The 14101-nt window shown below is 66.6% G+C and carries 12 protein-coding genes and 1 tRNA gene; 12 read left to right on the top strand and 1 reads right to left on the bottom strand.

Going from position 1 to position 14101, the window contains the following annotated elements; translation table 11 throughout:
• Positions 1–2 precede the first annotated feature (2 nt).
• From KVF90_RS09590 to KVF90_RS09635, 10 genes are all read left to right on the top strand, one after another.
• Positions 3–1142, top strand: coding sequence for a hypothetical protein (locus KVF90_RS09590; protein WP_264391364.1), 1140 nt, complete (start codon positions 3–5; stop codon positions 1140–1142).
• Positions 1139–1408 carry a hypothetical protein gene (locus KVF90_RS09595; RefSeq protein ID WP_264391365.1) on the top strand — a complete coding sequence of 90 codons (270 nt, stop codon included), beginning with the start codon at positions 1139–1141 and terminating at the stop codon, positions 1406–1408. The genes KVF90_RS09590 and KVF90_RS09595 overlap by 4 nt, the downstream gene beginning before the upstream one ends.
• Positions 1405–2220 carry a hypothetical protein gene (locus KVF90_RS09600; protein WP_264391366.1) on the top strand — a complete coding sequence of 272 codons (816 nt, stop codon included), beginning with the start codon at positions 1405–1407 and terminating at the stop codon, positions 2218–2220. The genes KVF90_RS09595 and KVF90_RS09600 overlap by 4 nt, the downstream gene beginning before the upstream one ends.
• On the top strand, positions 2217–3680 hold the full coding sequence (locus tag KVF90_RS09605; RefSeq protein ID WP_264391367.1) for a S8 family peptidase: 1464 nt from the start codon (positions 2217–2219) through the stop codon (positions 3678–3680). Before KVF90_RS09600 ends, KVF90_RS09605 begins: the two co-directional genes overlap by 4 nt.
• A 278-nt stretch (positions 3681–3958) precedes the next feature.
• On the top strand, positions 3959–5779 hold the full coding sequence (locus KVF90_RS09610) for a hypothetical protein (protein WP_264391368.1): 1821 nt from the start codon (positions 3959–3961) through the stop codon (positions 5777–5779).
• Between the two features lie 23 nt (positions 5780–5802).
• Positions 5803–6855 (top strand): hypothetical protein, encoded by a 1053-nt coding sequence (locus KVF90_RS09615; protein WP_264391369.1) that lies wholly within the window; start codon positions 5803–5805, stop codon positions 6853–6855.
• A gap of 55 nt (positions 6856–6910) precedes the next feature.
• A complete protein-coding gene (locus tag KVF90_RS09620; protein WP_264391370.1) occupies positions 6911–8257 on the top strand; it encodes a hypothetical protein in 1347 nt (448 codons plus the stop codon).
• Between the two features lie 3 nt (positions 8258–8260).
• A complete protein-coding gene (locus tag KVF90_RS09625; protein WP_264391371.1) occupies positions 8261–9460 on the top strand; it encodes a hypothetical protein in 1200 nt (399 codons plus the stop codon).
• Complete coding sequence (locus KVF90_RS09630) at positions 9457–10398, top strand: hypothetical protein (RefSeq protein WP_264391372.1); 942 nt, start codon at positions 9457–9459, stop codon at positions 10396–10398. The genes KVF90_RS09625 and KVF90_RS09630 overlap by 4 nt, the downstream gene beginning before the upstream one ends.
• A 4-nt stretch (positions 10399–10402) precedes the next feature.
• Positions 10403–11752 carry a hypothetical protein gene (locus KVF90_RS09635; RefSeq protein ID WP_264391373.1) on the top strand — a complete coding sequence of 450 codons (1350 nt, stop codon included), beginning with the start codon at positions 10403–10405 and terminating at the stop codon, positions 11750–11752.
• A gap of 48 nt (positions 11753–11800) precedes the next feature.
• Here the strand turns inward: KVF90_RS09635 and KVF90_RS09640 are convergent.
• Positions 11801–11877 (bottom strand) — tRNA-Pro (locus KVF90_RS09640).
• A 235-nt stretch (positions 11878–12112) separates the two neighbouring features.
• On the opposite strand from KVF90_RS09640, the gene yajC reads away from it, so the two are divergent.
• Complete coding sequence (yajC, locus tag KVF90_RS09645) at positions 12113–12439, top strand: preprotein translocase subunit YajC (RefSeq protein ID WP_264391374.1); 327 nt, start codon at positions 12113–12115, stop codon at positions 12437–12439.
• Positions 12440–12497: 58 nt separating this feature from the next.
• Entirely contained in the window at positions 12498–14096 is a 1599-nt protein-coding gene (gene secD / locus KVF90_RS09650; RefSeq protein ID WP_264391375.1) for a protein translocase subunit SecD, read from the top strand.
• The last annotated feature ends 5 nt before the right edge of the window (positions 14097–14101 follow it).

Here is a 14101-nt window from a genome sequence, read left to right on the forward strand (position 1 = left end):
CGATGGCCGACCGGCACCACCTTCCTCCTCCGCCCTCCGCATCGGGGCGTCAGGCCACCTCCGGCCTTGCCCCGATGCCGCAGGCGATGGCCGGGTTCTGGGACCGCTCGGGCGGTGAAGAAACCGCGCCCGATACACTCCCCGATGAACAGCCAGAGCAGGCCCAGCCCGTAGCCGCGCGCGAGCCTGCCACGGCCACCCTGGGCAGGCGTGCGGGCGCGGTTACCGACGAGCTCGATTTCCCTGAATTCGTCGCCTCGCTGATCCACGGCACTTGGGATGCGATGGTGGACAGCTCGATCCGCCAGATGGATGCCTATGCCGACCTGGTGGCGGCGATCTCCAAGCCGCTGTCGCAATTCCGTGACGAGAACGTCACCGCCAATCAGGCGCGCGACTGGCTGGTGGCGCAATATCCTGGCGATCTGGCGCTGGTGCGGGGCGAGAGCGAGCCGCTGGTCATTCCGCGCGGCGGCAGCGACGAATTCGGCGATGCGCCGTCGCCTGCATGGCTGCGCGAATACGGCGCGGACGGCCAGCCGCTCAGCCCCGAGCTGATCGAGGAAGTGCTGGTCCCCGCTGCGCGTGACAGGTTGGCGGGCGACCGGATGCAGACTCTCGCCACGCTGGTGATGATGGGCATGAACCGCATCGTCGTGCGCGACGGCTCGATCACCGCGCGGCTCAAGTTCCGGGCCTCGGCGGCGGACAAGACTGCGGTCGATTATGCCGTCAGCGATGATCCCGCGAGCGCGACCCCGACCGGCAGCTGGTCGACGCGGGGCAGCACGGCCTATGCCTCTCCGGTCACCAAGGTCTCGACCGTCGGCGTCAATGCGCAGACCGACACCACGCTCAACGCCGAGTTGTTCGGCGAGGTGAAGATCAACTTCGCGAGCGAGACCATCCCGCTTGACCGGTTCGTCGATGACGCACGGCGCACGATGCTCGAACGCGCGGCCAAGCCTGCGCAGATCACAGCGCCTGCACCTGCACCTGCACCTGCACTGGCATCCATGCCCGCGCCGGCAGTGCCAGTCAGCGCGCCAATGGCCCCGCCAGTGCCAGTGCCAGCGCCCGTGGCCGTCGCCGCGCCGGTGCCCGTTCCGGCGCCAGCCACTCCGGCGGAGCCACGGCCATGACTGGCGCACGGCGCAGCCTTGAAGACATGATCGGCGAACTTGCCGAAGGCCTTTTGCCGCAGCTCCAGGGCGGAACAGTGCGGCCGACTTCGATCGACCTTACGCTCCCCGTCGAAACCCGGCTTGAGCAGCGCACGGCCGACGAAGGCGGGGCGCTGCACGTCATGACCGATATGCCGCGCACCCACACCCGCACCGATTTCGACCTGCCGATGGGCCGCATCACTCTCTCGCTCGGCGTCACGCCTTGGGAGGCCGTGTCATGAGCGGGTTCGGCAACAATCAGGCGGTGGCGCTGGAGGATTTCATTCAGGCGGTGCAATCGCAGCTGGATACGGCGCAGACCCGGATGTCGCTGAAGGCGCAGAACGACAAGCTGCCGCTGACCTTCGCGATCCGCGACATTGCCATGGACCTCAAGGCCCATGTCGAACTCGCCGATGGCGAGGTGCGGATCCGTCCGGCCCAGCCGCAGGACAAGGACACCACCGTTCTCCGTATCGGCTTCACCGCGATCACCAAGCCGATGATCGAGGAGAACGCCATCCAGCTGGCGGTCGATGACGATCAGGATGTCTCGCTCGACTCGCTCGGCGATGATCTTGCGCCCGATGAACGCCGGCGGCTTGAGGGCATCGGTGTCCGCACCGTTGCCAAGCTGGAGGAAATGCGGCGGCGGGGGCTGGCCGGTTCGGTGGGGCGGATCACGCGCCTGCCGGTCGACAAGCTTGAAAGCGTGCTGTCGCGCGCCACGCGGCCGATGGTCGATGACGTATCGAGCGAAAGCGATAATTCGGGATCGAGCGAGCTGCGCCAGCGCCTCCGGGTACGCGGCCGCAATCTCTTGCGTGACGGGGTTCCGCCGCGCGTCGCGATCGGCGGGCGCGAGGTCGGCGTGGTGCAGGCCAGCGACGATTTGATCCTGCTCGAACCTGGCCCCGACCAGTTCGCCGGGCAGATGAGCCTCGAATATGATCCACGCGCCCGCACCGAGGTGTGGTTCGACCAGAGCCAGCTTTCATCCTTCGGGATGGCGGGTGCTGACATGACGCGGCCCGGTAATGGAGGCACGCAATGAGCGCCGCGGGCCGCCCCCTGCTGCCCTGGGCGCACCGGTCAGGCGCCTATGCCCTGCCGACCAGCCTGGTGGTGCGCCTGAAACTGGGCGAAGTGCCCGAGGGCATTCCGGCGGTCATGGACGTCCGGCGCGGCGCGCAGGAGGCGGCTGGCGCGTCAGGGCATGGCGCCTTTGACCGCGTCACCGCGACCTTCGGCACAGCAGTCAAGATCTCGCGCCTCCACGCGGCCGGTCGCGCGCTGCGGACGATTGGCGCGCGCCATGTCGGTTACAGCGAGGCCGAGCAGGTTAGCGGTGTGGCCCGGATGCTGCGGATCGATGTCGCTCCCGGCACTCACGTGGGCTCGATGGCGATCTCGCTGATGCAGCTCGACCTCGTTGAATCCGCGATCCCCAATTATGTCGCCACTGTCGGTCTTGATGGCCCCGTGCTGCCGCCAATGCCCGGACAGGGTGACGACGAGGACGAAGGCGGCTGGGCCGCCCGCGATCTGGTCAATGCGCGCCGTGCGCTCGCCTATTCGGCGGGGCAGAGCGGGGTGGTGGTCGGCGTCGTCGATAGCGGTCTTGCGCTGGCGCATCCCGAATTCGAGGCTCGCTTGCGCCGGGGTGTCGATACGGTCGAACTGGGGCGCGGCGATCTTGCGGGTGGCATCAAGCTGCTCGGCGACAATAGCGGGGCCGATACCGATCCCAGTGACCGCTATGTCGGGCACGGCACGGGATGCGCAGCGATCATCGGCGGGCAGGGCCGCGGCATTCCGCCCGGTATCGGCGGGCAGTGCTCGCTGATCCCGGTCCGCTCGCTCGGCGCGGCGTTGTTTCCCGGGCGCGAGACACCGCTCGGCGTTGGCGCGCTGAGCGATCTCGACATGGGGTTGGTGCTGGCGGTGCAGCTTGGCGCGCAAGTCGTCAATTGCAGCTTCGGCACCGATGACGAGGCGTTGGAGCCCGGCGCGCCCAAGCCGCATAGCGAGGCGGTCGCCTTTGCCGAGGCACGGGGCTGCACGCTGGTGGTCGCCTCCGGCAATAGCGGCGATCAGCGCACCTATTGGCCCGCCGCCGATCCGCGCGTCATCGCCGTCGGATCAGTCGGGCTGGACCGGCAGGTCAGCACCTTCTCGACCACCGGCGATCATGTCGCCCTGTGTGCGCCGGGCGAGCGGATCCGCACCGCCGGGCTGGGGGAGGGTTACCAGCACGCGACCGGCACCAGCTTTGCCGCGCCTTTCGTGACAGGCGCTGCCGCACTGCTGATCGAACGCGCCCAAGCCCGTGCCGCCGCACTTGATCCGGCGCAGATCAAATCGCTGCTGATGGCGAGCGCCACGCCCCACCGCGCAGGGGTTGCCGATGGCAATGGCACCGGCGTGCTCGATGCCGCCCGCGCGCTCGAACTGCTCGATGCCGCGATCGACGCCGATGACACCACCGAATTCGGGGGCGCCGATGATGGATGACCCGCACCCCTCGACCACGCTTTTTGTTGCAACTTTTCCGAATGGAAGGACCGATCATGGCTAAACCCACCACTTCTGGCAGCAGCGCTGCAACGCCCACCCCCGCGACTGCTGCGGCATCTGCCCCGCCGCCGCCCCCGCCCGTCACCGCAACCGCAACCACCGGAGGTCCCACGCCTCCGCCGACCCCACCCCCTCCGCCGCCAACCGGTGGCGGTTCGGGCGGCGGCGGCGGGTCCGGCGGACGCAGTGCTTCACCGGGTTCAGGAGGACTCAAGATGATGAATATCCGTTTCTACGATCTCGCCGAGCGGGAGATCGAAGCCCGTGCCCGTCTCGAGAACGAATGGCAGCGGCTGGACAACCGCAAGAGCAAGGGTGCCGGAAACAATAACGGGAGTGGCAACACCAGCGGCAACGGCACGCTCGGCACGGCCGACCAGCTGGAATACGCCCGTCTGACCAGCCTGAAGGCGATCGCCGATGGCACGGTTGGCAAGCCCCCGCAGTTCATCGACCCGCTGTTCGCCTCGGTCCGCACGCTGCTGGCGAGCAACAATTTCGGCTTGAACCCGATCGATGTCGAATATGTCTTTACCGGCAAGGTGCCTGAGGCGGTTCTGAAGTTCCCCTCGCTCGCCAAACCCGATCAGAGCAACGAGGTCGTCCGCGTCGCGTTGACGCTCGGCCTGCTGCAATTGTGGGGCGCGCCGGTCCCGCGTCTTGTGGCCGACAAGTCCGACAATGCCGTGCCGGACAAGACCCACCAGAACTACAGCAGCTTTGGCGAAGTGATGGTGCGGGCGATGGCGCGCGCTTCGGCCAACCTGCCGCTGGCGGCGCATACGCTCAAGACGCTGGTCGATGCGGTCAACGTTCCCGGAGACCGTCGCTCGCCCGACATCTCGACGGTCGATTTCGCCAAGACATTCGAGAAGCTGCTCGACAGGGACGTGCAGGTCTCCGACCCGAGCATCAAGCTCCAGATCGAGGACGCTTTCGAGCGCGTCCAGCGCATCGGTGCCGATACGCCGCTGCATGAATTCGTGCTCAACCTGCCCGATCTCGAAGCGGCGACCGATATCGAGGTGATCCCCGAACATTGCCGCCTGATGGGATCGTTCATCTTCGCCTCCGCCTTCGAGGAGTTGAAGGCCTTCCAGGTGGTCGACAAGCTGGTGGAGCTGTCACAGCGCGGCGAGATTCCGCTGATGCGCGGACCGGCGGGCACCCAGCTCTACAATTACTGGCGCGAGGCGCCGAACCGGATGAGCGAGGTCGAACGCCAGAACTTCTACGCCATGACCCTCGGCCTGCCGACCGGTCAGCCGGGCGTCGGCGTCAACGCCGATTTCCAGGACCTGTGGCTGCGGTTCGTCTCCTCGATCTCGACACTGGTGCGCGAAAGCCGGGTGGAGAACCTGCTGCGGTCGAACATTCCGCTGGCGGTCAACCAGCAACAGGTCAAGAAAGCGGCCCGCGATCTGGCGCACAACATGTCTTCGCGCGGCTACGGCATGGCGTTCTATGCCGCGGCCGATCTCAACAAACAGATCAACGAGATCATCCAGCTGCTCAGCAACAAGGAGCTCCAGCGCGTATTCGGCGCGACCAGCCCCTATGACGTGATCGAGCAGGTCGCCCAGACCGAACTGGGCGGGGCGCGCAATTCGTCCAAGTACCGGATGCTGGCGACGTCGGGCGCGATCATCACCAACTGGATCGCCGATCATGCCGACCGGCTGCGCGATCCGACCTTGCCGATGATCGACCTCCAGAACGTCGCCTATCCGCCGGCCCGCGCCTCCGGGGCGACTGCGGTATCGAACCCGACCGACTATGATCTCGTCAATGCCTGCGAGATGTGGCTGGCGGATTCAGCGATGGGCGAGGACCGGGTGGCGATCCTGTCCGAACCGCGCGAAAGCCCGCAGCATTCCAGCCGTCCGATCCAGATCCCGAGCATCGCGCGCGATCTGCTCGAAGGCACGGGGCTGGGCCTGGGGATGGGATACGGCGGCGGTTACGGCGGCGGATACGGCAATGGCAATGGCGCAGCTCCGGCGCGCGCCAATGGCCGTTCTTACGGCGTCTACTGACACCCTCGCACAGGAGACAGGCCATGCCTTTCGAACCGCTCAGTGCACCGCTCAAGTCCCGCTTGCAAAACGCGGCGCGAACCCTGCGGACGGCCAATCCGATGAGTTACGTCAACGGGTTGCTCGAAGACAGCTTCGCCCTGCCGATGGGTGACAGCCGATACTTGCGCAATCATCTGGTCCAGGGCGCCGCGCCGTTCCTGCCGAAGTACGAATCCGCCCAGCAGCGGGTGCTGTCCTTCGCGCTCGAACCGCTCGGCCCCGATGCCTCGCCTACCGACCGGCGCGACGGGGCAACCCGCGAGATGCGGCGGCTGGTCAGCGACAACTTCGGCAATGCGGCGCTCCACTGGCTCGACAGGGCCAGCGAAAGCGAACGTTCGCTCTGCCGGCGCGGCGCTATGAACTACGGCGCGTTCTTCGGGTCGAGCTTCGATGGCGATGGCCTGCAAAGCGCGACCATCACCTATGAAGGCGGGGTGGGCAGCCATTCCAGCATCAATCCCGATCTGGCGCGGCTTGTCATGGCTTCGATGTCGGCGATGCCGGGGCTGCGGCCGCTGTTCACCACGCTGGTCGCAGGCCGCGATTACGGCAGCCAGTGGGTGACGTTCCTGCTCACCAACGGCTTCCGGCTGGTGGAGATGCAGCCGATGCTCGACGAGCTGGGGCTGGGTCAGCGGCTTGCCGGGATCCTTCAGGTGGTGGGCGTGGCGCTGGGCGGACGGTTCGACATTCCGTCGGGCGCGGCGCTGGTCGCCTTCGGGCGCGGGCCGGAAGGGGTCAGCCTCGAACTGCAGGTGATGCTCGACGCGATCCCCGATGTGCCGCCCAACTTCCTGCAATTGCTGACGATGAACCTGCGCGAACGCCCGCGCGAGCTGGCCTCGCTGGAACGATTCCTCGAAGCCTTCACGCCGGAAGACAACATCTGGCCCGGCCGCTTCAGCATCCTGACGATCCGCATCGGCCCATCCGGCCCGCCGCGCATCGGCTTGTCGCTGCGACCGATCGAGTTCGAAATCAGCCCCGCAGCCGCGCTGGTCACGGCCAGCACTCCGCCCGCGCTCGCCTGAGTTTCCCGCCGCCGCTGTCGCTGTCCGAGGCGAGCGGCTCTGAAGGATGACCACCATGACCGCGCTTGCTTTTGCCCCATCGCCCGATCCTGCCGCCGCCGATCTGCCCGCGCCCCGCCCGGAAGTGCGCGCCAAGGTGCACGATCTGCTCCGCGCCTCTCCCTCGTTCCACGAGCTGCCGCCCGCGCGCCAGCAGCAAGTGGCGCGCGACACCGCGCTGATTGCTGATGCCTTGGTGGGTAGTCAGGTGCCGGGCGCTGCGTCCGTCTCCTCGCAGGCGATGGCGGGCGGAAACGACCAGTGGGAGTCGAACCAGGAAGCTGTCGCCGCCATCGGCGAAGACCCCTTCACCGCCGGCGCGGCGCGCGAGGGCGCGGCGGTCGCGGGCGAGTTCATGCGGCAGGTCAATTTCGTCGAATTCGTGTCCGGCCTGATCGACGGGGTGTTCAATTCGATTGTGACGTCGAACATCCAGCAGATGGAAGCCTATTCCAAGATGGTCGCCGACGTGTCGAAGTCGCTCAACCAGTTTCGCGATGACAACACCACGTCCGACGACGGCAAGGACAATCTGGTCGATGCCTTCCCCGACGTGTTCGACATCGGCGTCGACGCGCTGACGGGCGCAGGCGAACCGACGCTGAAACTGAAGGACGGGGTCGATCAGGACGCGGCGCTCGCGCAGGTGCAACAGTCACTGGGCCAGCACACTGACAGCGCGATCGAATCCATTGATGTGTCCGATCCCGAAGTCGCCCAGACGCTGATCCTCGCCTCGCGCCAGCAGATCGCGACCTCGCGCCAACAATTGCTGGCAACGATGGTGCTGATGGGCCTGTCGCGGATTGTCGTCACCAACGGCAAGATCCAGGCCAAGATCATGTACGATTTCAATGCGTCCAGCCAGCGGGTCTTGTCGCGCAGCGCGCAGGCGCGGGACTTTGCCCGCGACGCGCAGGGCAACATGATCCTGACGACCGAAGAGGAAGGCGAAAGCGAGACCAGCGACAAGGGAAAGCGCACCCGCGATTACACCTACGAAAGCGGGAAGGGCACCTACACCGGCAGCTACGACGCCGATTACTACACCAAGGGCAAATACAAGTACGCCCAGAAGCCGATCATCACCGCCCAATCGATGGCGAGCGAGACGCAGACCGACAACTTCTCGGCCAAAGCGAGCCTGATGGGTGCCGTCGAGGTCAACTTCAAATCGGATTATCTGCCGCTCGAAAAGATGGCGACGCCCGAGATGATGGCGGCGATCCAGATGCGCTCGAAGCCGATCGATCACAACAAGCCGCAATATGTTCCGGGTCCGGCGCAAGCCCCCGCGCCGGCACCCGGAGCACCCGCGCCCGCCGCTGCGGCGGCACCGGCACCCGTACCGGCAAGGGCCTGAGCCATGAGCGCGGTCACCCCCACGGCGCCGCCGGGCATATCGGCCCAATCGCTCGAAGCGGTGCGCCCGCAGGTGCAGGCGATGCTGACCCGCATCCCCGCCTATGCCCAGTTGAGCGGCGAAGAGCAGGGCAAGCTGGCGCACGACATGGTCAAGGTGCTGGCCTATATGAACGACCCCAACCGGGTGGTCGAACAATCCTCCGCGTCCCCTGCGCCGCTCGCCGAAGCGCAGAACCGCCGGCCCGATGCCAACGAGCAGACCCGCCAGAACCTCTCCCGGTCACCCGGCTTTGCGGGCAAGGATTTTGTCGGCGGGGCGGCGCGCGAAGGCACCGAACAGTTCGGCAATCTGGTCAAGACGGTCGACTTCCCGGCGTTCGTCGGCGGGCTGATCAACAATGTCTTCAAGGTGATCGTCGAGACCTCGATCGAGCAGATGCGGGCTTACGGCGAACTCGTCGCCGCCGTGGCCAAGACGGCCGATGAATACATGGCCGAGAATATCGGCATGGGGCAGGGCCGCGACTATCTGGCGCAGCGCTTTCCCGATCTGGTCGACGTCGAAGTGGGCGAGGATGGCAGTTCATCACTCAAGGTGATCGCCGAGGACGGCGAGACTGCCTTGACCGAGATCCACAACACGCTGGGCATGCCGGGCCAGCCGGTGACCGACATCAGTGATGCCGAAGCGGAGACGGTGTTCGTCAACGCCGCGCGGTTGCAGATGGCGAAATCCCGCCAGCAATTGCTCGCTTCGATGGTGATGCTGGGGATCAACCGCATCGTCGTGACCGACGGCACGATCAACGCCAAGGTGAAGTTCGACATGCGCTCCACCGACGAGGCGAAGCGGCAATACCGCGCATCGGCCTCCGACCGTCAAACCAGCCGCAACCGCAACACATCAGCCTTCGGCGGGACTTTCCTCGGCTTTGGCGGCGGATCGGTGAACGTCAACGAACAGTCGCATGTCGCCACGGTCAGCACCGGGGTGGACGAGACCAGCGAGTCCAAGCTCGAAATGTCGGCGCGGTTGCAGGGCGAGGTGCGGGTCAACTTCAAGTCCGATTACCTGCCGCTTGAAAAGATGGCGACGCCTGAAATGATCGGCGCGATCCAGGGCAATGCCCAGCCGACTGCGCCGCGGTCCATGCCGGCAGGCGCGCCCGCAGCGGCGCCGGCCGCAGGGGGGACAACATGAACGCACGGATGGTCGCCGCGCTCGATACCACCGCGCCGTTCGGCCTGCGCCGGGCGCTGGACGAGGCAGGCGCGCTGCTGCTGTCGTGCGAGCTGCAATCGACGATGCTCGCCGAGCTCGACTTGCCCGAACTCCCTCCTGCCGCGCGCGCCGACGCGATCCAGCTGCGTGCGGCGGCAAGCCTCTACCTCGCCTCGACGCTGGAGGCGGCAGGCGTGATCCAGGCGGCCGACGATCTCACCCGGCTGCTGCGCAGCGGCGCGGTGCAAGGCGATCCCGGCACGGCCGCCCCATTGATCGAGGCCTTCTGGGACGACCGTCACCAGCGCGCCAGCGAGACCGAGCGGCTGGCGCTGTTCGACCGCCTGTTCGGCGCGCCCGCAGGGCCGCAGGACATAGCCACCGGCTCCAACCACGAATTCGAGGAGCTGTTGCTCAACCTGTGCGATGCGCTGATGAAAGCGGTCGAGGGTGGCAGCCATGCGCGGGTGCGTTCGGCGGCGCTTACGCTCGCTGAGAATCTGGCGCAGGCCACAAATGGCGTGGTGCAGATGCTGGCGGGCGAGATACTCTCCAGCCTGTCGGCAGCGGTGGCGATCCTCAATCACCCCGATCTGCGCATGATGCTTGGCGGGCGCACGATGTGGGATGCGGTCGCCTCTATCGACCGCCGCCTCAAACGGCCTGCCCGCCCGACCCTGACCCATCTGCGGCGCGGGCGGGCGGGTATGGCACTGCTGGCCTGGCTTGCCGACAATGTCGACCGGCTCGAATCTTCGGGCGGGCCCATGGTCGCGGCCGGCGATCTGGTGGTCGATGCCGCAATCGACTGGATTGACGAAACGCTTTCGATCGTGCGCGGCGACGATGGCCCTCCGGCTGCACCCGCCGAACGCAGGCCGCAGGCGAGCTCGGGCTGGCACGATCTGGGGCGCTAGGCCCATGCCGCTGCCCGAGCTTGAGCGCCCCCCGGCCGAACTCCGCCTCGCCGTGCGCGAGGCGCTGACGCGGGACGGTGCGGCACAAGCACTGGGCGAGGACGAGCGCCGCGACATTGCCCGCGCGTTGGTGCGCATCGCCCATGCCGCGCAATTGCTCGATTCCGACGGCACGACGCCCGCCGCACCGCCTGCGAAGCCTCTTGCTCGGGGAATGAATGCGGCCGGAGCCTATGGTGGCAACGCGGTCGCCAACATGGCCGATACCGCGCGCCGCACGCTCCAGGCGATCAGCTTCCCGCGATTTGTCTCCGAACTGATCCAGGGCGTGTTCCGCGCGATGCTGGAAACCAATCAGGCGCAGTTGCAGCAATATCTCGATCTGGTGCGCGCAGTCTCGCAGTCGCTCGATGGCTATGCCTCGCTGGGGGGCGGGGGTGACGACGCGGCAAAGCGCTGGCTGGCGGAGCAATTCCCATCAAGCTACGCCATCGAAGAGCCCGATCCCGAGGATGTGGAGCGCGCCCGGCTCGATCCCGAGGAGGAGCTTGATCCGATCCGGCTGACCACGCGCGGTGCGGCCCCCAGCGCCGATGCGATCCGCGCCGCGCTGGGCACAGAAGCCGATGCCGAAGTGCCCACCAGTCCGCAGGATCTGGTTGCCTTCGTCAAACGCTCGCTGGCGCGCAACCGGCAGGGGATGCTGGCGACGATGATCCAGATGGGGATGCAGCGGATCGTGATCGATTCCGGGCGCATCCATGCTTCGATGCGGTTTCATATCGACGCGACTTCGGCGGCGGCAGAACAGGCGCATACCGGGTTTGACACGCGGCATTCGGTTTCGGCCAGTGCCTCTGGCGGGTGGGGACCGTTCAGCGCCTCGGCCGCGGTCAGTTCGAGCATCGGCTTCGTGCGCACCACCGACACCCAGACCGAGGAGCGCACCAATGCCTCGGCTGACCTCAATTCCTCGGTCGAATTACAGTTCCGCACGGATCAGGTGCCGCTTGACCGGATTGCCTCCTCGCAAACAGTCGACCGGTTGCGGCTCAACACCCTCAACCCCGAACGCGAAATGGAGATAGCGGGCGAGACCGACCGCGCGCGGATCAGCGCCAATCAGGCGGTCGATACGGCGCGGGCCAGCCGCGAGCGGACTGAACTCGCGCCCGGCGAGGTTCCCACGGCGCCGACTCTGCCGACTAGAACGGGTGGTGCGTCGGGAGGCGGTTCAGGCGGGGGTGCAGCAACAGGCGGTGCTGCGCCAGGTGGAGCGGCAACAGGCGGTGCTGCAACAGGCGGTGCGGCGACCGGCGGCGGTGCGACGGGCGGTGCCGCCCCGACGGCCTAGACCAGCGGCCCAGCCGCCTGATCTTGCCTGCAAAAAAGAAAATTCCACTGGTCGGGACGAGAGGATTCGAACCTCCGACCCCCACACCCCCAGTGTGATGCGCTACCAGGCTGCGCTACGTCCCGTCACCAGTGGAGGGGGGCCTATAGGGGGGAGGGCCAAGGGTTGCAAGCGGGTTTGGCGGGGAAGTGGTGTGGCTGCGATGCACCGCTCTTGCCCCCGCGCGATTGCGGGTCGCTTGCAATGCTGCTAGGCGCGCCCACTTGAACGGGAGGGGACGCCGGACTGCCGCATTTTCGGGTGCGTGCGGGACAGCGCAGCCCCCGATATCTTCAACGGGATCCTGACAGGCTTTAACGCATGACATTCGACCTTCTCGCCGCCGCCGCAGGTGCCGCTGGCGCACCGCCCGCATGGATCAGCTTCCTGCCGATTATCGGCATGATCGCGATCTTCTGGTTCCTGATCATCGCTCCGCAGATGAAGAAGCAGAAGCAGCATCAGGCCAAGATCGCCGCCGTCAAGAAGGGCGATCAGGTCGTCACCGCGGGCGGGCTCGTCGGCAAGGTGATCAAGGTCGACGACATCTATGTCGAACTGGAACTGGGCACCAATGTGCGGGTGAAGGCGATCAAGGCCACCATCGGCGACATCATCCCTCCCGGCGGCAGCCCCGCCAACGATTGATCCGGCCGGGCGCGCGGCGCCCGCCATTCTCCCCCTTTGCGTGTGAGACCCTGACGCAATGCTCGACTTCCCCTTATGGAAAAAGCTGTCCCTGTGGGCGACAACGCTGGCGGCATCGCTGCTGGCGCTGCCTTCGCTGTTCAATGTGGCGGGGCTGGATTGGCCCGCGTCACTGCCGAACCCGCAGGTCAACCTCGGGCTTGACCTTGCCGGCGGCTCGCACCTGCTGCTCGAAGCCAAGGCGGGCGATGTGCGCGCCCAGCGGCTCACCAACATGGAAGAGACCGTCCGCCAGCTGATGCGCAACGCCAAGCCGCGCATCCGCATCGGCGACGTGTCGACCGCGGGCGGCGAGCTGTCCTTCATGCTCGAAAGCGCGGCCGACATTGATCGTGCGCGCGGGCTGATCGAGCCGACCATGCAGGGCCAGACTACCGTGCGCGAGTGGGAATTGAAGGTGGTCGATGGCCAGCGCATGGTGCTCAGCCAGACCGATGCCGGGGTCAATCAGGCCATCGACGATGCGATGGACAGCGCGACCGAAGTGGTGCGCCGCCGTATCGACGAACTCGGCACGCGCGAGCCGACGATCATTCGTCAGGGCGACACCCGCATCGTGGTGCAGGTGCCGGGCCTTCAGGACCCCGAGGCCTTGAAGAACCTGCTCGGCCAGACCGCGCAGCTCGAATTCAAGCTGGTCGATCTCAATGCCCTGCCCAGCAATGTGCAGGCGGGCATCGCCCCGGCTGGTAGCGAGATTTTCCCCTTCGCCCCCGGCACGCCGGAACAGGGCAGCTTCATCGCGGTCCGACGCCTCGGCGGCATTCGCGGCGACAATCTGACCGGCGCGCAGGCCGGGGTCGATCCGCAGAGCAACCAGAGCGTCGTCAACATTGCCTTCGATGCGCAAGGCGGGGCCAAGTTCGCCAAGCTGACGACCGAGAATGTCGGCAAGCCCTTTGCGATCATTCTCGATGGGCAGGTGCTTTCGGCCCCCAATATCAACGAACCGATCCAGGGCGGGCGCGCGCAGATTTCGGGTAGCTTCACGCCGGAAAGCTCGAACCAGCTGGCGATTGCGCTGCGATCCGGCGCGCTGCCGGTGCCGCTGGCGATTGTCGAGGAACGCACCGTCGGGCCGGACCTTGGCGCGGATTCGATCCGCAAGGGCCTGCTGGCGATGGGCATCGGCAGCCTTGCGGTGATCGCGTTGATGATCGCGACCTATGGCCGCTTCGGCGTCTATGCGACCGTCGCGCTGGTGTTCAACGTGCTGATGCTGCTTGGCCTGATGGCCGCGGGCGGGTTCACCCTGACCCTGCCGGGGATCGCGGGCTTTGTCATCACGATCGGCGCGGCGGTGGACGCCAACGTGCTGATCAACGAGCGTATCCGCGAGGAACGCGCACGCGGCCGCAAGGTGATCGCGGCGGTCGAGACCGGCTACAAGGAAGCAAGCCGCGCGATCTGGGACGCGAACCTCACCAACGTCATTTCCGGGGTCGCGCTGTTCGCCTTCGGTTCGGGGCCGGTCAAGGGCTTCGCGGTGGTGCTGATTATCGGCATCATGACCTCGGTGTTCACCGGCGTGACGCTGACCCGCATGTTCGTCGCCGGTTGGCTGCGCAAGGCGCGCCCCAACGACATCAACATTTGAGGAGC

Origin of the sequence: Porphyrobacter sp. ULC335 (genome assembly GCF_025917005.1) — a bacterium.
Classification (GTDB): Bacteria; Pseudomonadota; Alphaproteobacteria; order Sphingomonadales; family Sphingomonadaceae; genus Erythrobacter.

Coding starts and splice junctions, on each gene's coding strand:
- yajC (WP_264391374.1), top strand. CDS start 12,113: ATGACATTCGACCTTCTCGCCGCCGCCGCAGGTGCCGCTGGCGCACCG.
- KVF90_RS09620 (WP_264391370.1), top strand. CDS start 6,911: ATGACCGCGCTTGCTTTTGCCCCATCGCCCGATCCTGCCGCCGCCGAT.
- KVF90_RS09595 (WP_264391365.1), top strand. CDS start 1,139: ATGACTGGCGCACGGCGCAGCCTTGAAGACATGATCGGCGAACTTGCC.
- KVF90_RS09610 (WP_264391368.1), top strand. CDS start 3,959: ATGATGAATATCCGTTTCTACGATCTCGCCGAGCGGGAGATCGAAGCC.
- KVF90_RS09615 (WP_264391369.1), top strand. CDS start 5,803: ATGCCTTTCGAACCGCTCAGTGCACCGCTCAAGTCCCGCTTGCAAAAC.
- KVF90_RS09590 (WP_264391364.1), top strand. CDS start 3: ATGGCCGACCGGCACCACCTTCCTCCTCCGCCCTCCGCATCGGGGCGT.
- secD (WP_264391375.1), top strand. CDS start 12,498: ATGCTCGACTTCCCCTTATGGAAAAAGCTGTCCCTGTGGGCGACAACG.
- KVF90_RS09625 (WP_264391371.1), top strand. CDS start 8,261: ATGAGCGCGGTCACCCCCACGGCGCCGCCGGGCATATCGGCCCAATCG.
- KVF90_RS09635 (WP_264391373.1), top strand. CDS start 10,403: ATGCCGCTGCCCGAGCTTGAGCGCCCCCCGGCCGAACTCCGCCTCGCC.
- KVF90_RS09630 (WP_264391372.1), top strand. CDS start 9,457: ATGAACGCACGGATGGTCGCCGCGCTCGATACCACCGCGCCGTTCGGC.
- KVF90_RS09605 (WP_264391367.1), top strand. CDS start 2,217: ATGAGCGCCGCGGGCCGCCCCCTGCTGCCCTGGGCGCACCGGTCAGGC.
- KVF90_RS09600 (WP_264391366.1), top strand. CDS start 1,405: ATGAGCGGGTTCGGCAACAATCAGGCGGTGGCGCTGGAGGATTTCATT.